Consider the following 19,068-nt stretch of genomic DNA (forward strand, 5'->3'; position numbering starts at 1 on the left):
GTTGTGTGGTATGGAAATAGAAGAGCTGTACAATCAATATAGGCCATTACTTTTCACATTAGCATATCAAATGACGGGTAGTAGTATGGATGCTGAGGATCTTGTCCAGGATGTTTTTATGAAACTCCATCATATTGATATAGGAAAGCTGGATAACCCGAAAGCATTTCTTTGTAAAATGGTAACAAACAAATGTCTTGATTATTTAACATCGGCCCGCAAGAAAAGAGAACAATATGTAGGAGTTTGGTTGCCAGAGCCAGTAGTGGTTTCCGATGATATTAGTGATTTAGTAGCGGATAAGGACTTATTATCATATGTCATGTTAGTGTTAATGGAACGATTAACTCCAATTGAAAGAGCAATATTTCTATTAAAGGAAGCCTATGCATTTGATTACCGAACTATTGCTAGTTTTGTCGATAAAAGTGAGGTTAATTGTAGAAAGATTTACAGTAGGGCTAAGATGAAACTTGGAGAAAAAGAAGAAGCGAAAATGAAACTAGACAATCATTGGATGAATGATTTACTTACCGCATTAAGGGAAGGTAATGTAGAAAAATTACTCCCGCTTATTTCAGAAGATATTACGGTTTACTCTGATGGTGGAGGTAAAGTTCCGGCCGCACTTTATCCTATTCAAACTCCAGAGCGGGTACTTCGATTCCTTGGTGGTTTATTAAATCGCTTACCACTATTCGGGGTGGATGCACGAATGGAGAGGATAATGATTAATAGGGAGGAAGGAATTATTGTCCGTACTGATAAAGATATTATACTAGTAGCAATGTTTAACGTTCAGATGAATTTAGTTAATAATATTTATTTCATACGAAATCCGGATAAACTAGAAATGTTAAGAAAACAACTGATTTGATTCTTTTTGTGTATGGAAACTGGACTATATTTTGCCAATTGCTGATCGTTCAACTTTCAGAATCTTTTAATATTCGGATTTGGGGTTGATTTTGTTAGCGTATACCGGTATACTAAAAAACAATTCAATACTATTTTCATATAATCGCAGGAATATGGCCTGCAAGTTTCTACCGGCTTACCGTAAATGAGCTGACTATGAAAAGTATCGGAATGGTTTTACATCTTTCTTAAGATGTAATTTCATTCTATTTTCGACAACCATTTTGCTCGGAAATATGCTTCTTCATAGTGAAGAAGTGTGTTTTCGGGCTTTTTTGTTTGGGAAATGTTCTTAGTCTATGAGAAAGGTAGGATTCTATGAATCTTTTAAAACATGCAATTAAGGAAAAAGGAAGAGTATTATCAGAGGATGTATTAAAGGTGGATGCCTTTTTAAATCATCAGATCGATCCAGTACTTATGCAACAAATTGGTAAGGAATTTGCTGAAAGGTTTAAAGAAGCGGGTATAACCAAAATTCTTACGATTGAGTCTTCTGGTATTGCCCCTGCACTGATGACAGGTATTGAATTAGGAGTTCCAGTTGTATTTGCTAGAAAAAGAAAATCCCTTACATTAGTGGATGACCTATTAACTTCCAAGGTTCACTCATTCACGAAAAAGGAAACGAACGAGATTTCAGTGTCGAAGGAATATCTTAAAGAAGATGATGTCATTCTAGTCATGGATGATTTTCTTGCCAATGGGCAGGCTGTTCGTGGGTTAATGGAAATAGTAAAGCAAGCTGGATCTACTTTAGTAGGGGTTGGAATTGTGATTGAAAAAGGGTTCCAAGCTGGTGGAGATTTACTTAGAGAGCAGGGAGTTCGTGTGGATTCTTTAGCAATTATTGATTCGTTAAATAATAATCAAATTACCTTTCGGGAGGAATAATACATGAAAAATGTCACGCTAGGAATCCAACATATATTAGCTATGTACGCAGGGGCTATTTTAGTTCCACTTATTATTGGTGGGGCTCTCGGTTTAACGACCGAACAGCTAACATATTTAGTTGCGATTGATATCTTAATGTGTGGGATTGCGACATTACTACAGGTTATTTCTAATCGATTCTTCGGTATAGGATTACCGGTAGTACTTGGTTGTACGTTTACCGCTGTGGGACCGATGATTGCCATTGGAGGAGAGTACGGAATTAATGCGATGTATGGTGCCATTATCGTCTCCGGTTTAATTGTTGTACTAATAAGTGGATTTTTTGGTAAGCTTGTTCGTTTCTTTCCACCAATTGTAACGGGAACGGTTGTTACGATTATTGGGGTAACATTAATTCCGGTTGCAATTAACGATCTTGGTGGGGGACAGGGGGCAAGCGACTTTGGTTCTTTAACTAATATTTCTTTAGGTTTTGGAACACTACTCTTTATTATTTTGTTGTATCGTTTTTCGAAAGGTTTTATACGTTCTATTTCCATCTTACTTGGTTTAGTTGGTGGTACTATTGCTGCGACGATTATGGGGAAGGTGGATTTCACTGCAGTAGGGGAAGCTTCATATTTCCGTTTACCTGAGTTATTCTATTTTGGAATGCCAACATTTCAATGGTCTGCCATTTTAACGTTAACCCTTGTTGCAATGGTTTCTTTAGTAGAATCAACTGGGGTATATTTTGCATTGAGTGACATGACAGATAAGAAGCTTTCTGAGAAGGATCTTTCTAAAGGATACCGTGCAGAAGGAATTGCAATTTTTATTGGTGGATTTTTCAATGCCCTTCAATATACAGCATTTTCTCAAAACGTTGGTTTAGTTCAGCTAACTGGTGTAAAAACAAGAAAAGTTGTTATGATCGCTGGTGGTATGTTAGTGATTTTAGGTTTTATTCCTAAAATTGCTGCACTCACAACCATCATACCTACTTCTGTTTTAGGTGGAGCTTGTATTGCTATGTTTGGTATGGTTATTTCTCAAGGCATTAAGATGCTAAGTAAAGAAATTGGTAAGTCCAATGGGAATGCGATGATTGTTGCTTGCTCTGTTGGTATGGGTTTAGGTGTGACGGTAGTTCCGGAAATATTTGCACAGCTTCCAAATGGTATTCAAATCTTAACTAGTAATGGTATTGTAGCAGGAAGCTTAACAGCGATTGCATTGAATATTGTGTTTAATATGTTGCCTTCAAAACAGCCAGTTGCGCTAATGCAAGAAAATGAGGCTTAAGAAATGTTAACGGGTTTGTGATGAATTTAATAAAGCATAGATAAGAGGAGCAAATCTTGGATGATTTGTTCCTCTTATTTATCGTAAGCATACTTCCGACAGAAACAGATCGAATTACTTGTTTTCTTTATTTCTTCATTTTGTTTTTACTTGTGAAGGGAATTGTGCCAAGTCATTATTCAGAAACGTGACGAGGATGCCTAAGGATCTTCATTTTAACTCAACAATACTTTCAAGCGACCCTTATATAATACTTTGATATAATAAAAATATAATTCATATGGGGGTTATTGTATGCCGAAAGCGTTAGTTAATGGTGTGGAACTTTATTATGAGGAAGCTGGAAATGGAGAAGTTATTATTTTTCTTCATGGATTAACAAGTAATCATTTTATGCTTAAACAAGAAATGGATTATTTCAAAGATCGTTTTCATGTGATTGGGATTGATTCTAGGGGACATGGCAATTCTGCAAAGCCAACAGGCTATACATTACATGATCATGTTCAAGATGTGATTGGATTTATGGATGAATTTGGAATTGAAAAAGTAAATTTATTTGGTATGTCGATGGGAACGTATGTAGCCCAGGGAGTAGCAATTGCTATACCGGAACGGGTGAATAAAATGGTGCTTGTTTCAGGAAATTCTCATGCTAAAGATCCATCAGTAAGTTTGTTGGGAAGACACGCAGATGAGCAAGCAGGACTTACTTTTGAAGAGCAAATGGGCAAGTTAGCTTCACATATTTTCCATGATTTACAAACAGTTGGGGAATGGCTTGAGGGGATTCCAGGTGGATTAACTGCAGAAGAACAAGAAGCAGCTGCTGAAGCTTTAGCAGAATTTGATTTTCGACCAGAGTTACATAAGGTTACTGCAAAAACATTAGTCATAAATGGAAGCTATGATGGGTTGAATCCGCCAGAAGATGGGAGGGAAATTGCTGAGTATATTACAAATGCACAATTTGTTGTCTTCAGCAACTCTGGACATGCTCCGAATGTTGAGGAAAAGGAAAAATTTATTGAACTAGTAGATTCATTCTTGCATGAGTAGAGGAAAAAATTGGGTTTTAATGGATAAACGAAGTGGAAAATCCATAAAACATTATAAATAGAAATGTTCTATTGGACAAAAGGAGACAGTAATTCCGTGAATCTGTCTAATAGAAAGCTTCATATAGACAAAACAAACGGAATTTCCGCAACTCTGTCTAATAGAAGTGTTCTATCTCTATCAAACAAAAGAGGCAGAGATTCCGTTAACCTGTCTAAAAGAATATTTCTATTAGATAAGCACATCTAACCAATTTATTTCTTATTAAATGCACCATGCATAACCGGACCAACATATTCATTAAGCTTCCAGCCATGTTTAATTGCTGCAGATACAAATTTCTTCGCGTTAGATACTGCATCTAATACGGACTCACCGTTTGCCAGGTTAGCGGTGATAGCTGCTGCAAATGTACATCCAGCGCCATGGTTGTATGTTGTATCAAGCTTTTCACTTTCTAGCAGTGTGAATTCTTTTCCATCATAGAATAAGTCTACTGCTTTGTCGTGATGGATGGCACTCCCGCCTTTAATAACAACATTCTTTGCACCTAGTTCATGGATTTTTACTGCCGCTTCTTTCATATCATCAATTGTTTTAATTGGACCTGAAGTCTGTGCTAGTTGCCATGCTTCAAAAAGATTTGGTGTTGCCACAAGGGATACTGGAAGTAATACTTCACGCATGGCATCGGTATTTTCAGGCAAAAGAAGTTCATCTTCCCCTTTGCATACCATTACTGGATCCAGTACATATTTTTCAATTTTATGTTCTCTAATTTTTCTTGCACCAAGTTCAATAACATCAACAGTACCGAGCATTCCGGATTTCATTGCGTCTACACCAACTGAGAGTACTGTTTCTAGTTGCTTTTCGACAACATCAACATCAATTGTTGTTACATCATGATTCCACCCATTAGGATTCATGGTAACAATTGATGTTAGTGCATTCATACCGTAAATTCCATGTTCTTGGAAGGTTTTAAGATCAGCTTGGATTCCTGCCCCTCCACTTGTATCAGAACCTGCTAGGGTTAATGCTTTTTTCATTGTCATGTAAATTCCCCCTGAATATTAAATCCTAGTCAATTACAAGGATAAAACATAATTTTATTAAAATAAAGTAGTTTTACTTAAGGGCTAGGTTTCCCTAATATAAAATACTTTATCAAAAGTATAAGAGCTTGTACAATAGTAATAATAGAAGATACTGAATTTATTATAAGCCGCCGTGTTAAACGCATAAATAACATTTGGGGGTCTATTATTTTATTGGGGGTAGTAAATATGGCAACAATTGATGATTTTATGAAATTAGACTTGCGAGTAGGTACTATCGTTAAGGCTGAAGCATTTCCTGAAGCACGTAAGCCAGCTATAAAATTAGAAATTGATTTTGGAGAGCTTGGATCTAAACAGTCATCCGTGCAAATTACAAAGCGCTATAATCCAGAAAAACTTATTGGAAGACAGATAGTTGCAGTTGTTAATTTTCCTCCTAGACGCATTGCAGGATACAAATCTGAGGTCTTGGTCCTTGGCGGCGTCCCTGAAGAAGATGATGTTATCCTATTGCGCCCGGATGAACAAGTAGAAAATGGAACGAAAATATCATAATAGATGTAGATCCATAAAGGGAGATGGAACATGCCAAGAAACTCAGACCGTTTTATAACAGCATTTAATCGAATCGATAAAGCAATGGATACAGAACTAGGTAATAGCAGGGGAATTGGATTTTCAAAGGCGGTTCGGATTTTAACGAAGTATAATGCGATTGTTCGCAGATATAAGGATGATTTGTTAGAATTTGCGGAGCTTCGTAATGCCATTGTACATAATCGTCTGGAAACAGGAGTTGTTATTGCAGAACCACATGATTCTATCGTCGAACAAATTGAACAGATAGAAGGGGAGATGACAAGTCCAAAGCTTGTTATTCCTCATTTTGAGAAGAGGGTACACGCTTTTGATATAAGGGATTCACTCTCCAGTTTATTAGATGCAATTCAAGAGAAAGGTTATTCTAAATTCCCAGTGTATGATAGACGAGAATTTATTGGACTAATCACCGAAAGTGGTGTTACCAAATGGCTAGCAAAGAATAAAGAAACCACGATAAGGGATATCATTCTTGAAGAAATAATGCCGTACCAAAAAGAAAGTAATCATCAAATCATTTCAAAAGACACCTCAGTATATCAAGCAATAGAAATTTTTAAAGAAAAAATTGGTGAAGGCAAGCGTGTGGATGCATTGCTCATTACAAGTAATGGCCTGAAGGATGATGAATTAATGGGAATTATTACAACGTGGGATATCATGGGGATTGAATAATAATCGCATGGAAAAAAACATAGTAATGAAGTTCAAACGTTTCATTTGTTCGTTTGAACTTCATTTTTATTTTGATATTTGAAAATCATATTTAACTTCATTCACAAACTCACCTGCATGAAATGTTCTTTCCATAAATAGAACATTATTTTCTTGATCAATGGTTAATATAGTGGAGCATCGTGTTCCATAGTCAGGAAGTTTAATAAACAGGGAAGAAAGTCTTTTTTCTAATTCTAACCCAATGCCAGTATCTGGGAGTAATCTTTCAGGTGCTTCTTCGGAATCAGAAAGGATTGTAAATAATTCTTCTGGAACAACTACTTTAGCTTGACTTATATAATCCGATAATCTTTTTTTACCCTTTTCAACCTTTGGCCATGGTGTGTTTAGGAAATGATTACTCAAGCCATGTGTACCTGGATCTATCGTTGTAATAGTATCTTCTATATTGTTATAATACATAAGCTCATCTGGGGTTCCTGCAAGCACATTATATCCGACATAATCTTTTTTATGATTACTCAAATTTTGCATATAACTTTTAGTAGAATCAGCTCCGTTTAGAAAGTTGGTGACAATTTCTCCGCGTGAAACTTTACTTGGTTTCATATGAGCAGGATCCCGGTAATTAGTTAGTGCCCCGAACCGCCCATCTTTTGACATTCCTAGCCACGTCCCCATTTGTTCTAAGTCTCGACCTGCTAAAATAGTTGGTTTATCTTGCCAAAATGCCGCTTTTGCAGTTGGACGATTGTATGCCTCATCACGATTAGCGGCAAGGACTAATTTATAGGTTGGATGTTCCTGTAAATGGAAAAGAATTAAGCACATAATGTAACCATGTCCCCCTTTTTTCACTATTATAAAGTGTTTTATTTTAAAAAGCATTGAAAGGGACTTTGAATAAAGGTTCGTAAACCGAAGTAATTTTTGTTATAATAGGGACTTATTCAAATTGGAGGCTAGTAAATTATAAAATTAACGAAAAGACATAAAAAACTGTTCTTGTGGTATCAATAAAGAAGAGTTAATAAAGAAAGAAGGATGTAGATATGGTACATCAAGAAATACAATCAAAAAATACAATACATAAAGTTCCACTTATAGCTGTTCTTCTAGTAGGCGCCTTTGTTACAATATTAAATCAAACGCTATTAGTAACCGCTTTGCCGGTTATAAAAGATGATTTTCAAATTGATGATACGACCGTTCAATGGTTACAATCAATTTTTCTATTAGTGAATGGAATTATGATTCCGATAACTGCTTTTTTAATTGCGCGATTTACAACGAGGGGGTTATTCCTTTCTGCAATGGGGTCATTTGCTTTAGGAACACTTTTATGTGCAATTGCTCCTGAATTTTATACGTTATTAATTGGAAGGGTGCTCCAGGCTGCAGGAGCTGGAGTTATGATGCCCCTTATGCAAACGGTGATGTTCTTAATTTTCCCTGTAGAAAAAAGAGGAACAGCAATGGGGCTTTTTGGATTAATTATTGCCTTTGCACCAGCTATTGGTCCAACTTTGTCAGGCTACATCGTGGAGCATTATCCTTGGCGGAGTTTATTTTACATCGTATTACCAATTGCTGTAATAGACATTATCTTAGCATATTTTGTATTGAAAAATGTAACGAAACAAACATTTCCAAAACTCGATTTGTTATCGATTATTTTATCCACGCTAGGTTTTGGGGGTATTTTGTTTGGGTTCAGCACAGCTGGTTCGGCAGGATGGGTTAGCATGGAGGTCATTCTTTCCATGGTTCTTGGTGCAGTTACATTAGTTTGGTTTATCTTGAGACAACTGAAGATTAAGGAACCGATATTAGAATTCCGCATTTTTAAGGATAAAGTATTTACTTTAACAACAGCCCTGGGAATGACTGTATTTTTAGCGATGATTGGCGGGGCAGTTATTTTACCATTATTGATGCAAGATATGTTAGGTTTTTCGCCAATGGAATCTGGATTGGCATTATTACCGGGAGCTATCATTATGGGACTTATGAACCCGGTTACTGGTCGATTATTTGATAAGTTCGGTGCAAAGTGGTTGTCGATTATCGGATTAATTCTTGTGACGGTTACAACATTTATGTTCGCCATTTTTACAAAGGAGACTACTTTCACATACATTGCTACTGTTAATGCATTTCGAATGTTAGGAGTTGCCATGGTTATGATGCCAGTTACGACGGCTGGATTAAACCAGCTTTCACCTGAAATGCTTCCCCATGGAACTGCCATGAATAATACGTTTAGACAGGTAGCAGGTGCAATAGGTACAGCGCTATTAGTTACTATCATGACAACAACTGCTGTTCCTGAAGATGGAGTAAGTGGAATTATTCACGGTGTTAATATGGCATTCGGGGTAGCCGGTGTAACAGCGGCTATTGGGTTGGTGATTACATTCTTTATTAAATATAATAATCCGAGAAGGGCTAAAGGATAAGAAGCTTTGGGAAAAGGAGCACTGAAAATTAATTTTTCAGTGCTCCTTTTTAAAGGGAAATTAGATTGGATACCGAATATTTATTATATGGGGAGGGGTTAGAATGATATTACGGCCCAATTGTTTAAAAAAGGGTGATAAAGTTGCAACGATTAGTTTATCTTGGGGTGGTGCAGGAGATTCCGAGTTAAGATGGCGCTATGACCAAGGTGTGGCTAGGCTTCAGAATGTTTTTGGACTAGAGGTAGTAGCTATGCCAAATAGTTTAAAAGGAACTGATTTTGCCTATCAAAATCCGGAGGCACGAGCTGCGGATTTAATGACAGCATTTAAAGATCAAAGTATTAAAGCAATTTTTTCCAATATTGGTGGAGATGATAGTATTCGTCTTTTACCATACATCGATATCGATGTCATTCGAAATAATCCTAAAATTTTCATGGGTTTTTCTGATTCGACTATTACTCACTTAATATGTCTAAAGGCGGGAATATCATCTTTTTACGGACCTGCCATTTTAACGGACTTTGCGGAAAATGTTTCGATGCATTCTTATACGATAGATTCAATAAAGAAGACTTTATTTTCCAGTGGGGAAATTGGTGACGTATTGCCAACACCGGAATGGACCAGTGAATTTGTAGCCTGGGAAGAATCTAATAGAAATCGGAAACGTAAGATGAATCCTAACACTGGTTATGAAGTTATACAAGGTAAAGGGATAGCTCGGGGCCCATTGATAGGTGGCTGTATAGAAGTATTGGAGTTCGCGAAAGGAACAATAATTTGGCCGGATTTGAGTATGTTTGAAAATAGTATTCTATTCTTTGAGACCTCAGAAGAGACTCCGGAGCCAAGTATGGTGCGATACTGGCTACGAAACTACGGGGCACAAGGAATATTAGAGAAAGTGAATGGTATTATTTTTGCTAAGCCACTTGATGAAACATACTATGAGGAATACAAGAAGGAAATTCTTACGGTATTAACGGAATATCAGTTAACAGACTTGCCAGTTTTATATAATATGAACTTTGGCCATACAGAACCTAAATTTATTTTACCGTACAGACGTATGGCTGAAATTAATTGTGATAAAAAGACTTTTGCAATTATCGACCATGGAGTGGAATAGTTTGCAAACTGTTCAACATAGTTATGAAGTATAGAGATATTTTAATCAAAGGAGAAATGCCGATGAGGATTTTAGTTGTAGGTGCCAGTGGAACCATTGGCAGTCAAATATGTAAAACACTTGAACATCATGATATTATACGTGCTGGACGTAACGGGTTAGATGTAACAGTGGATAATATGTCGTTGGATAGCATCAAGAAAATGTACGAGAAAATTGGAAAAGTAGATGCTGTAATAAATGCTGCTGGGGGAGCAAATTTTGCTTCTGTATCGGAATTAACTCCTGAATTAAATGAGCGGGGAATTGAAAGTAAATTAAAAGGTCAAATAAATTTAGTATTACTTGGCTTAGATTATGTGAATGATGGTGGAAGCTTTACACTAACAACAGGTGTGATGATGGATGATCCAATCCGAATGGGAGCATCAGCAGCGATGGCAAATGGGGGTGTGAAATCCTTTGTTAAAGCAGCTTCCATAGAAATGCCTAGAGGGATTCGAATAAACAGTGTTAGTCCAACCATTGTCCAGGAATCATTTGCACGATTAGAAAAATACTTTGTAGGATTTTCTCCAGTACCAGCTAGTCGTGTAGCACTTGCCTATAAGAAGAGTGTGGAAGGAGCACAGACTGGGCAGAATTATGAGGTTTATTAGAATAGGCTATGAATGACGTCAAGGCAGGGGGGATTGCTTTGGCGTTGTTTTGTTTAGTGTATATGCTTAGGGAAATTCAGACTAAACTTTGGTATATCGGCCGAAGTGCGGGAATATCAGCCAGTACGCAGGAATATCAGCCAAGATGCGGGAATATCGGCCAGTACGCAGGAATATCGGCCAAAACGCGGGAATATCAGCCAGGACGCAGGAATATCGGCCAAAAAGTGGGAATATCGGCCAGTACGCAGGAATATCGGCCAAAACGCGGGAATATCAGCCAGTACGCAGGAATATCGGCCAAAAAGTGGGAATATCAGCCAGTACTCAGGAATATCGGCCGAAACGCGGGAATATCAGCCAGTACGCAGGAATATCGGCCAAGATGCGGGAATATCGGCCAAAACGCGGGAATATCAGCCACTACGCAGGAATATCGGCCAAAACGCGAAAACATCGGCCAAGATGCAGGAACATCAGCCAAAACGTGAAAACATCGGCCAGGACACTAAAAACATCAGCCGTACTCTAAATTAGCCACGGCATAATAGCATTTATGTTACACTCATATCAGAAAGGTGGAGATATAATGGATGTTTTCAAAGCAATACAAGATCGTAGAGAAATTACCAAGTTTGAAGTAAGTAAGCCAATCCCTGAGGATGTACTAGAAAAGGTAATAGATGCTGGAGTTTTTGCGCCGACAGGAAATAATCTTCCATCAAAGAATTTGATTGTGGTACAGGATAGGGATATGTTAGACCAATTAGCAGATACAACTCCTTATATGAAATGGTTAAAAGAAGCACAGGCTGGGATTGTAGTGACAGGGAAGCCTAGTGTGAGTAAATACTGGTTACAGGATGCATCATTTGCATGTGCATTTATTTGGTTAGAAGCGGTTGAGGTTGGACTTGGTTCTGCTTTTGGGGCAGTGTACCATTCAGAAGATGAAGAGGAATCGCAAATACGAGAAGGTTATGTTAGTAATCTGATTAATATACCAGAAGAACAGCGTATTGTTGCAGTACTTGGTCTGGGTTATCCAGCTATGACACCAGATCCTAAGAAACATGTGCCAAGGGAAGAAGTAGTCTTTTATGAAAAATTTGGAAAAAGCTCAAAATAAGGAGTTAAAAATGATAAAAGCAATTATCTTTGATCTTGACGATACCCTTTTGAATGATATGAAAAGTATACAAGAGGCATTTAAGGCAACTTGTAATATTGCAGCACAAAAACATTCTATTCATCCAGAACAACTCGAAGAAAAAGTTCGGGAGTCTGCTAGAAAATTATACGCCTCTTATTCAACTTACGATTTTACTCAGAAAATAGGTATTAATCCTTTTGAAGGGTTATGGGGAACGTTTGAGGATGAAGGAGAAGACTTTCAACACTTACATCAGATTGCTCCAGACTATCAACTTGCTGTTTGGAGGAACGGGTTACTTGCTTTAAATATTGAAGATTCCAGCCTCGCACAACATCTCGCACAGGCTTTTCCGAAATTTAGAAAACAGCTCCCTTTCGTATTTGATGATACGTATTATGTGCTTAAACAGCTAAAAGGGAAATACCAATTAATACTTTTAACGAATGGTTCACCTTCATTACAAAAGGTCAAATTAGAGATTACTGCAGAACTTAAGCCTTATTTTGATAGAATAGTTATTTCTGGGGAATTTGGTATTGGGAAACCAGATCCATCGATTTTTCAGTATGTTCTTGAGCAAGCTAGTTTAACTAAGGATGAAGCAATCATGGTGGGAGATAATTTACATACAGATATTTTAGGGGCAAACCGTATTGGAATGAAAAATATTTGGATTAATAGAAAAGAGCAAGTGTCAAAAGATGTTCAACCAACGTATGAAATAGAACATCTAATAGAGTTAATACCATTAATAAAAAAAATCTAGCATCCTAAAATTAATTGGATGCTAGATTTTTTATGTTACTTTCCGAAGACCTCGATAGAATGCCCAAATGAGGATTGCGCCAAGGCTACAAAGTACGAGCAAATCAACATTCATATTTCTTAAATTACCTAATCCAGCCATTATTTTATGTAATAAGGGTTCGGCTATATGTTCCATACGGTCTTCATTATATTTTAGATGGATAATAGAATTTCCGGCTAAAACAGGTTCCCAACCATAGTCACCTTCGGAAAGCCAAATTGTAATAATGTCTTGAACAGCAATATCCGTACGTGCTCCACCAACATAATTTCTAGCATCCCAAGCAGGAAAGTAGTGGTAAAATACTTCGACGACGTTATTTGTTTCTAAACCATCAGGAGCTTTTTCAACTTTTGAAATTCGAAGGGTCATTTTTCGGATTTGTACCGGATGATTTTTATCTTCTGTTATATCTTTATATAGCTCATCGGATGTAACTTCACCAACGATGTGATAGGGTGCTTCTTTATTTATTTCTTTCACCTCTGTTGGGTCCATGGATGCAAAAACTGTACTAGAAAGCATACTCCAAATGAATGCGAAACAAAATAATAGTAGGATGTTTTTGTGGAAACTTAAAAATCCCATCGTTTTCCCCCAATAATAATCTAGAAATCTATCGTTTTTACATCATGTATGTCACCTAAGGTTAATAGCTCTTCTATAACTTCTTCTCCAACATGTTTATCTACCGTCAACATCATGATGGCATCGCCACCGATATCAGAACGATCTACTTGCATGGTTGCAATGTTAACCGCATGTTTTGCTAGGAGACTACCCATTCGTCCGATAACTCCTGGTTGGTCGGTGTGATGAATAACAATGATATGTCCAAATGGAGCGACATCCACACGATAATGGTCTACCTTGACAATACGAGGACCTAATCCATTTAATAAAGTACCTGCAACACTGCGTAATCCAGATGAAGTTTTCATTTCCACTGTAATAAGATTGGAGAATCCTTTTTTTGTATTGGTTTTATTTTCATGAAAGGTGATGTCACGTTTGTCGGCAAGATAGAGAGCATTTACCTCATTGACATGGGTACCAAGATGTCGTTTTAATAATCCTTTGATGACTTTTCTGCTTATAGGTGATATCTCATGTTTAATTAGGTCGCCAGCATAGGTTATAGAGACTTCCTCAATCACTTCATCGGTAAGGTAAATCAAAAATTCACCAAGCTTCTCAGCTAGTTGGAAATATGGTTCCACTTTTTGAAGTAATTCATTATCTAGGGACGGGATGTTCACTGGATTTCTTACTGTTTCTCCACGAAAAAATCTTAGGATATCTTCGCTAACATCGATTGCGACATTTTCTTGGGCTTCAATCGTACTTGCTCCGAGATGTGGAGTAGCAATAACTTCTGGTAATTCTAGTAATCTGTGATGTAAAAAGGGCTCTTCTTCAAACACATCTAAAGCAGCACCAGCTACTTTTCCGGAAACAATTGCCTCGTATAAAGCATCTTCATCAATAATTCCACCTCGTGCACAGTTAATGATTTGCACACCGGCTTTCATCTTGTTAAAAGCATCACCATTTAAAAGGTGTCTCGTTTCTTTCAATAATGGTGTGTGGACGGTGATAAAATCAGCAACTCGGAGCACCTCATCTAAGCTACCGTAAGAAATGCCCATTTTTTCGGCCTTTTCATTTGTTAAAAATGGGTCATAAGCGATTACATTCATTCGTTGTCCTCTTGCACGGTATGCAACTTCAGCACCAATACGTCCTAGTCCGACGATTCCTAGAACTTTATCTTTTAGTTCGATACCAATATACCGTTTACGCTCCCATTTTTTCTCTTTTAGTGCGAGAAATGCCTGGGGGATATTTCGTGATAATGCCATTAGCATTGCCATTGTATGTTCCGCGGCAGAATTTGTATTGCCATTTGGAGCATTAACAACAATAATTCCTTGCTCTGTTGCAGCATCTATATCAATATTATCAACACCGACACCAGCACGACCGATTATTTTTAATTTAGATGCCTTTTCAATTAGTTCCCTAGTAACCTGGGTCTGACTTCGCACAATCAAGGCATCGAATCCACCAATGTTCGCTTCCAGCTCTTCTTGGCTGCAGTCGAACTGTACCGAAATATTGATGCCTGTCACAGTTTGAAGGGCTTGCATTCCTTCGTTACTTAAAGGATCAGAAATTAAGATATTGAATACCATACTCATTCCTCCTGAATATACACTTGTTGCGCAGCCCTCACGCCGATGCCTAATTCATTGATTTTGCCAATCTTATGAAGTCCTAATTCAACAAGGCTTATAATTTGTAAGATATCTGCAGGGCTAGAATATCCCATATGACCAATTCGGAAAATCTTACCCTTTAATTTACTTTGACCACCAGCAAGTATAAGGCCGAATTCTTTTTTCAACATTTCCCTTAAGACATCTGCTTCAAAATTATCTGGTTTTATTGCTGTTACGGTTGGAGACGCATCCTCATCAATTGTTAAAAGAGGGATGTCAATTGCTTTAAAGGCTGCTCTAGTCATTTCTTTCATCACATGATGTCTTTTGTACACATGGTGGAGTTGTTCTTTCTCAAGTAACATTAGTGATTGTTCTAATCCGTAAAGTAGAGAAAGAGCTGGCGTGAAAGGTGTCGAATTGTCTTGGATGGCTTTACGGTATTTTCTTAAGTCTAAATAGAAGCGTGGGTTGTTGCTTTTCTCTATGATGTTCCAAGCCCTTTTACTTCCTGCAATAAAAGTAAGTCCCGGTGGAAGCATGAAAGCTTTTTGAGAACCGGTAACACATAAATCGATACCCCACTCATCGAGCTTTGTTTCAACTGCTCCAATACATGAGACTCCATCAATAATAATTAATGCATCTGAATTTTGTTTGATAGTCTTTGCTAGTTCTTTGATTGGGTTCAATACACCTGTTGATGTTTCACAATAAGTAGCAAATACTGCTTTAATCGATGGGTGGGATGCAAGAAATGATGCTATTTCTTCTGGTATAAAAGCCTTTCCCCATTCATAGTGAAGCTTATGAACATGAAGTTGATAAGCTTCACAGATTTGTGCAAACCGATCACCGAAAGAGCCTGTAATAATAACAAGTACTTCATCACCAGGATTAACAGCATTCACTACAGCAGCTTCGAGTCCTGAAGTTCCACTACCAGAGATAATGGCAACCTCTTCTTCTGCTCCAAAAATCTTTTTAAGTCCTGGTCTAATGCTGTTTACTAATTTTTTAGTTTCAAGATCTCGGTGACCAATCATTGGTTTCATCATTGCTTGCTGGATACTGGGGGGAATCGGTGTTGGGCCAGGAATTCTTAGTAATTGATAGTCTTGTAACATAATAGTTACTCCTCTCTAACTTAATTACTACCTTTTCTTATTACTAAAAAAACATCAGGCTAAAACCTAATGCTTTTGTCTTCTGAAACGACGTTGTTTAGTTGATGTAGACTCTTCTTCTGGGGTATTATTTACTTGATTCTTTGTTTTATTGTTAAATGCTAAACGATTAAAAAGGAAGTATAGACCTTCTTCTAGTACAATTAATAAAACGATAATTGCTCCAATCCAATACCACATAGGGAGGTTCCTCCTGAATATAGATATGTAGAAAATATTATTATCTTTCATTTTACCAAAGTTCCGCCAATTATTTTATATTTTTTTTACATATTCTTAAAATTCAGGTGAAAGAGAGGAAAGAATAAATGGAAAAACCAATAAATATTACTGTAGTTGGAAGTATGAATATGGATTTAACTGTAACAACGCTTCAAATGCCTGAAAAGGGAGAGACAGTTCTTGGAAAGGAATTTGCAACTTATCCTGGAGGAAAAGGTGCAAACCAAGCGGTTGCAGCAGCAAGATTAGGTGCTACTGTTCATATGATTGGTGCTGTAGGGGATGATAGCTTTGGGAAAGAATTACTTGTAAAGCTTCAAAAAGAGGGGATTCATACTGATGCTATCGAAGTGAAAAATGATATGTCCACAGGGACGGCTACAATTATTTTATCGGAACAGGATAATCGGATTATTGTCGCACCCGGAGCAAACGCTGCGGTTACACCTGAAATAGTGGAAAAACAACGGAAAATTATCGAATGTAGTGATATTATTCTCGTCCAGCTTGAAATACCAATGGAGACTGTTCAATACGTTACGAACCTTGCTAGCGATTTGAATATACCAGTAATCATGAATCCTGCTCCATATCAGGATTTACCGGCACAGGTATTAGAATCTGCCACGTACATTACCCCAAATGAAGTGGAGGCACTAGCATTATTTGAATCTGTTAACAATGATTCTATTCAGGACAAACTAATCATTACCAAAGGATCTCACGGAACTTGTTATTATGATAATGGCAATGAAGTACTTATTCCAGCTTATAAAGTAAATGTGCAGGATACAACTGGTGCAGGGGATACTTTTAATGGTGCTCTTGCCGTTCGATTAGGAGGCGGGGCTTCAAAAGAAGAGGCAGTTTCATTTGCTAATGCTGCGGCAGCACTTTCCATCACAAAGGTTGGTGCACAATCAGGGATGCCAACTAGAAAGCAGGTTATGGAATTTATCGCAGATTAATTAACTGTAGGTTACACACTTAAAATTCGAATGGAACCCATGAATGATAAATGGAGGGCTAAACAATCAGTAAAAGTCCGATTCATAAAACTAATAATCAGTGGGGCCTGCATGACTTACATCCTGTAGCCCCGACTGATTGTAGTTTCACTTAGAGGGGGAGTAGTTCCCCCGAAATATTTAACCCCAAATTTCCTTCGTAATATCTACTATGAATTTTAACTTTTCCCATTGCTGTTCTTCTGTTAACTTATTCCCATGATGAGTAGAAGAGAAGCCACATTGTGGACTTAAAGCTAATTGGTCTAGAGGAACATATTGAGCAGCTTCTTTTATTCGATTTATGATGACTGCTTTATCTTCTAATTTTCCAAACTTAGATGTAACAAGCCCTAATACAACCTTAGCTCCACCATTTGGAATATATTCTAAAGGTTTAAAGTCCCCAGAGCGGTCATCATCATATTCTAAGAAAAATCCATTTACTTTTTCCTTGGCAAATAAAGTTGGGGCAATTTGTGCATAGCTACCTTCAAATGCCCAGCGAGATTCATAGTTTCCACGGCATAAATGGGTGGTTACAAATAAATCATCAGGTTTATCTTCTAATACACCATTTATAACATTGAGAGCTAAATCAATTAACTCTTGGCGTGATAGTCCTGGTTCATAAGCAATTAAACTATCAGCATTTAACCCAGCTATATAGACATCATCTAGTTGCAAGTAACGCACGCCTGCATTGTAAAATGCCTTAAACGCATCCCGATATGCTTGAATAATATCATTCGCATATTCCTCAACAGTAGGATAAACATCTGTATTTCTAATCCAACGGTGAAATAATTGGTTTGGACTTGGGATTGTTTGTTTAGCAACAGCACGGTTAGCAACAATATCATTGAAAATCTTAAAGTCTTCTAGAAAAGGATGATTCGACTTGAAAGATATTTTGCCGATATTACGAACATCGTATGGTTCTGTCTCAATCCCTTGAAACGGAATTCCTCGTTCTGGTACATATCCTTCTAATCCATTTAAATTTTCAAGGAAATCAATATGCCACCAGGAACGACGGAATTCACCATCGGTTACAAGCTCTAGTCCAACCTCAATTTGTTTATCAACAATTCGTTTTAGTTCTTCTGTTTCAACATCACGAAGTTCACTTTTTGAGATGTTTCCAATCTTAAAATCTTCTCTAGCTTTTAATAGATTTTCTGGTCGTAGTAAACTTCCTACATGATCTGCTCTGAATGGTGCTGTAATGATTGTTTGGCTCATTTTTATTCCTTCTTTCTATTTTAATATTTGGCCCGCGGAGCTATTATATAAAGCTTCTTTTCAATCTAAGTAACAATTTAAAAATAAGAATGTATACTTAAAAATTGTTGATAATTACATAGTTTGTATAAACTGCGCGGTAAATACTGTATATTGCCGTTCGAATTTAATGAATGGAGTGGATGAACTGCTATGCTACCGCTCCGGCAGAATACTCCGCTTTCCACGGGCACGGCCTCAGCCTCCTCGCGGAAAGTTCGCCGCTGCAGGGTCTTCGGACACGTGCTGTTCCCGTAGGAGTCTACGTATTCTGCCTGCGCTAGTTAGAGTTTCCGAGTTATGGATTGTTTGTAACGCATTTTTTCAGTAATTACGTACAATAATTCTAATTCACTACCAGCGTAGGAAATACAGGGAGACTCCTGCGGGAGGATAGGCATAGGTGAGACCCCGCAGTGCGTAGCA

General features: G+C 37.5%; 20 protein-coding genes and 1 riboswitch. Of the genes, 13 read left to right on the forward strand and 7 right to left on the reverse strand.

Going from position 1 to position 19,068, the window contains the following annotated elements; translation table 11 throughout:
* Positions 1–10: 10 nt before the first annotated feature.
* From sigJ to K332_RS0120765, 4 genes are all read left to right on the forward strand, one after another.
* Positions 11–877, forward strand: coding sequence for an RNA polymerase sigma factor SigJ (gene sigJ / locus K332_RS0120750; protein WP_342665484.1), 867 nt, complete (start codon positions 11–13; stop codon positions 875–877).
* 116 nt (positions 878–993) lie between these two features.
* Positions 994–1,095, forward strand: a riboswitch (purine riboswitch).
* Between the two features lie 141 nt (positions 1,096–1,236).
* Entirely contained in the window at positions 1,237–1,812 is a 576-nt protein-coding gene (locus K332_RS0120755) for a xanthine phosphoribosyltransferase (protein WP_026909202.1), read from the forward strand.
* A gap of 3 nt (positions 1,813–1,815) precedes the next feature.
* The gene (locus tag K332_RS0120760) at positions 1,816–3,102 is read left to right on the forward strand and encodes a nucleobase:cation symporter-2 family protein (RefSeq protein WP_026909203.1); all 1,287 of its coding nucleotides are present in this window, start codon (positions 1,816–1,818) and stop codon (positions 3,100–3,102) included.
* Positions 3,103–3,396: 294 nt separating this feature from the next.
* The gene (locus tag K332_RS0120765; RefSeq protein WP_026909204.1) at positions 3,397–4,161 is read left to right on the forward strand and encodes an alpha/beta fold hydrolase; all 765 of its coding nucleotides are present in this window, start codon (positions 3,397–3,399) and stop codon (positions 4,159–4,161) included.
* Between the two features lie 254 nt (positions 4,162–4,415).
* Here the strand turns inward: K332_RS0120765 and pdxK are convergent, their stop codons facing one another.
* Positions 4,416–5,219, reverse strand: coding sequence for a pyridoxine/pyridoxal/pyridoxamine kinase (pdxK, locus tag K332_RS0120770; protein ID WP_026909205.1), 804 nt, complete (start codon positions 5,217–5,219; stop codon positions 4,416–4,418).
* A gap of 231 nt (positions 5,220–5,450) precedes the next feature.
* Between pdxK and csaA the strand changes: the two genes are divergently transcribed.
* Positions 5,451–5,780 (forward strand): chaperone CsaA, encoded by a 330-nt coding sequence (csaA, locus tag K332_RS0120775; RefSeq protein WP_026909206.1) that lies wholly within the window; start codon positions 5,451–5,453, stop codon positions 5,778–5,780.
* Between the two features lie 30 nt (positions 5,781–5,810).
* Positions 5,811–6,500 carry a CBS domain-containing protein gene (locus tag K332_RS0120780; protein WP_026909207.1) on the forward strand — a complete coding sequence of 230 codons (690 nt, stop codon included), beginning with the start codon at positions 5,811–5,813 and terminating at the stop codon, positions 6,498–6,500.
* A 66-nt stretch (positions 6,501–6,566) separates the two neighbouring features.
* Here K332_RS0120780 and K332_RS0120785 read toward each other — a convergent pair whose 3' ends face one another.
* Positions 6,567–7,334 carry an NRDE family protein gene (locus K332_RS0120785; protein WP_026909208.1) on the reverse strand — a complete coding sequence of 256 codons (768 nt, stop codon included), beginning with the start codon at positions 7,332–7,334 and terminating at the stop codon, positions 6,567–6,569.
* 221 nt (positions 7,335–7,555) lie between these two features.
* Between K332_RS0120785 and K332_RS0120790 the strand changes: the two genes are divergently transcribed.
* The 6 genes from K332_RS0120790 to K332_RS0120815 all read left to right on the forward strand — a co-directional run bounded on the left by K332_RS0120790 (position 7,556) and on the right by K332_RS0120815 (position 12,678).
* Positions 7,556–8,962, forward strand: a complete 1,407-nt coding sequence (locus K332_RS0120790) for a DHA2 family efflux MFS transporter permease subunit (RefSeq protein WP_026909209.1) — start codon at positions 7,556–7,558, stop codon at positions 8,960–8,962.
* Between the two features lie 103 nt (positions 8,963–9,065).
* Positions 9,066–10,097 carry a S66 family peptidase gene (locus K332_RS0120795; RefSeq protein WP_026909210.1) on the forward strand — a complete coding sequence of 344 codons (1,032 nt, stop codon included), beginning with the start codon at positions 9,066–9,068 and terminating at the stop codon, positions 10,095–10,097.
* 62 nt (positions 10,098–10,159) lie between these two features.
* Positions 10,160–10,756 carry a short chain dehydrogenase gene (locus K332_RS0120800; RefSeq protein ID WP_026909211.1) on the forward strand — a complete coding sequence of 199 codons (597 nt, stop codon included), beginning with the start codon at positions 10,160–10,162 and terminating at the stop codon, positions 10,754–10,756.
* A 105-nt stretch (positions 10,757–10,861) separates the two neighbouring features.
* Positions 10,862–11,293, forward strand: a complete 432-nt coding sequence (locus tag K332_RS0120805; RefSeq protein ID WP_156914254.1) for a hypothetical protein — start codon at positions 10,862–10,864, stop codon at positions 11,291–11,293.
* Between the two features lie 52 nt (positions 11,294–11,345).
* Entirely contained in the window at positions 11,346–11,885 is a 540-nt protein-coding gene (locus K332_RS0120810) for a nitroreductase family protein (protein ID WP_026909213.1), read from the forward strand.
* A gap of 10 nt (positions 11,886–11,895) precedes the next feature.
* Positions 11,896–12,678 carry an HAD family hydrolase gene (locus K332_RS0120815; protein ID WP_026909214.1) on the forward strand — a complete coding sequence of 261 codons (783 nt, stop codon included), beginning with the start codon at positions 11,896–11,898 and terminating at the stop codon, positions 12,676–12,678.
* Between the two features lie 30 nt (positions 12,679–12,708).
* Here K332_RS0120815 and K332_RS0120820 read toward each other — a convergent pair whose 3' ends face one another.
* The 4 genes from K332_RS0120820 to K332_RS24100 all read right to left on the reverse strand — a co-directional run bounded on the left by K332_RS0120820 (position 12,709) and on the right by K332_RS24100 (position 16,309).
* Positions 12,709–13,308, reverse strand: a complete 600-nt coding sequence (locus tag K332_RS0120820) for a hypothetical protein (protein ID WP_026909215.1) — start codon at positions 13,306–13,308, stop codon at positions 12,709–12,711.
* Positions 13,309–13,328: 20 nt separating this feature from the next.
* Positions 13,329–14,915 carry a phosphoglycerate dehydrogenase gene (gene serA / locus K332_RS0120825; protein WP_026909216.1) on the reverse strand — a complete coding sequence of 529 codons (1,587 nt, stop codon included), beginning with the start codon at positions 14,913–14,915 and terminating at the stop codon, positions 13,329–13,331.
* 2 nt (positions 14,916–14,917) lie between these two features.
* Positions 14,918–16,069, reverse strand: a complete 1,152-nt coding sequence (locus tag K332_RS0120830; protein WP_026909217.1) for a pyridoxal-phosphate-dependent aminotransferase family protein — start codon at positions 16,067–16,069, stop codon at positions 14,918–14,920.
* A gap of 66 nt (positions 16,070–16,135) precedes the next feature.
* Positions 16,136–16,309, reverse strand: a complete 174-nt coding sequence (locus tag K332_RS24100; RefSeq protein ID WP_156914255.1) for a hypothetical protein — start codon at positions 16,307–16,309, stop codon at positions 16,136–16,138.
* A gap of 128 nt (positions 16,310–16,437) precedes the next feature.
* On the opposite strand from K332_RS24100, the gene rbsK reads away from it, so the two are divergent.
* Positions 16,438–17,319 carry a ribokinase gene (gene rbsK, locus K332_RS0120840; RefSeq protein ID WP_026909218.1) on the forward strand — a complete coding sequence of 294 codons (882 nt, stop codon included), beginning with the start codon at positions 16,438–16,440 and terminating at the stop codon, positions 17,317–17,319.
* A 180-nt stretch (positions 17,320–17,499) separates the two neighbouring features.
* Here rbsK and K332_RS0120845 read toward each other — a convergent pair whose 3' ends face one another.
* A complete protein-coding gene (locus K332_RS0120845) occupies positions 17,500–18,603 on the reverse strand; it encodes a 5-methyltetrahydropteroyltriglutamate--homocysteine S-methyltransferase (protein ID WP_026909219.1) in 1,104 nt (367 codons plus the stop codon).
* Positions 18,604–19,068 lie beyond the last annotated feature (465 nt).

Source organism: Paucisalibacillus globulus DSM 18846 (genome assembly GCF_000482485.1).
Lineage (GTDB): Bacteria > Bacillota > Bacilli > Bacillales > Amphibacillaceae > Ornithinibacillus > Ornithinibacillus globulus.

Bases quoted from the DNA above. Each gene is read 5' to 3' on its own strand.
- sigJ (WP_342665484.1), top strand. From the start codon at position 11: ATGGAAATAGAAGAGCTGTACAATCAATATAGGCCATTACTTTTCACA.
- K332_RS0120755 (WP_026909202.1), top strand. From the start codon at position 1,237: ATGAATCTTTTAAAACATGCAATTAAGGAAAAAGGAAGAGTATTATCA.
- K332_RS0120760 (WP_026909203.1), top strand. From the start codon at position 1,816: ATGAAAAATGTCACGCTAGGAATCCAACATATATTAGCTATGTACGCA.
- K332_RS0120765 (WP_026909204.1), top strand. From the start codon at position 3,397: ATGCCGAAAGCGTTAGTTAATGGTGTGGAACTTTATTATGAGGAAGCT.
- pdxK (WP_026909205.1), bottom strand. From the start codon at position 5,219: ATGACAATGAAAAAAGCATTAACCCTAGCAGGTTCTGATACAAGTGGA.
- csaA (WP_026909206.1), top strand. From the start codon at position 5,451: ATGGCAACAATTGATGATTTTATGAAATTAGACTTGCGAGTAGGTACT.
- K332_RS0120780 (WP_026909207.1), top strand. From the start codon at position 5,811: ATGCCAAGAAACTCAGACCGTTTTATAACAGCATTTAATCGAATCGAT.
- K332_RS0120785 (WP_026909208.1), bottom strand. From the start codon at position 7,334: ATGTGCTTAATTCTTTTCCATTTACAGGAACATCCAACCTATAAATTA.
- K332_RS0120790 (WP_026909209.1), top strand. From the start codon at position 7,556: ATGGTACATCAAGAAATACAATCAAAAAATACAATACATAAAGTTCCA.
- K332_RS0120795 (WP_026909210.1), top strand. From the start codon at position 9,066: ATGATATTACGGCCCAATTGTTTAAAAAAGGGTGATAAAGTTGCAACG.
- K332_RS0120800 (WP_026909211.1), top strand. From the start codon at position 10,160: ATGAGGATTTTAGTTGTAGGTGCCAGTGGAACCATTGGCAGTCAAATA.
- K332_RS0120810 (WP_026909213.1), top strand. From the start codon at position 11,346: ATGGATGTTTTCAAAGCAATACAAGATCGTAGAGAAATTACCAAGTTT.
- K332_RS0120815 (WP_026909214.1), top strand. From the start codon at position 11,896: ATGATAAAAGCAATTATCTTTGATCTTGACGATACCCTTTTGAATGAT.
- K332_RS0120820 (WP_026909215.1), bottom strand. From the start codon at position 13,308: ATGGGATTTTTAAGTTTCCACAAAAACATCCTACTATTATTTTGTTTC.
- serA (WP_026909216.1), bottom strand. From the start codon at position 14,915: ATGGTATTCAATATCTTAATTTCTGATCCTTTAAGTAACGAAGGAATG.
- K332_RS0120830 (WP_026909217.1), bottom strand. From the start codon at position 16,069: ATGTTACAAGACTATCAATTACTAAGAATTCCTGGCCCAACACCGATT.
- K332_RS24100 (WP_156914255.1), bottom strand. From the start codon at position 16,309: ATGTGGTATTGGATTGGAGCAATTATCGTTTTATTAATTGTACTAGAA.
- rbsK (WP_026909218.1), top strand. From the start codon at position 16,438: ATGGAAAAACCAATAAATATTACTGTAGTTGGAAGTATGAATATGGAT.
- K332_RS0120845 (WP_026909219.1), bottom strand. From the start codon at position 18,603: ATGAGCCAAACAATCATTACAGCACCATTCAGAGCAGATCATGTAGGA.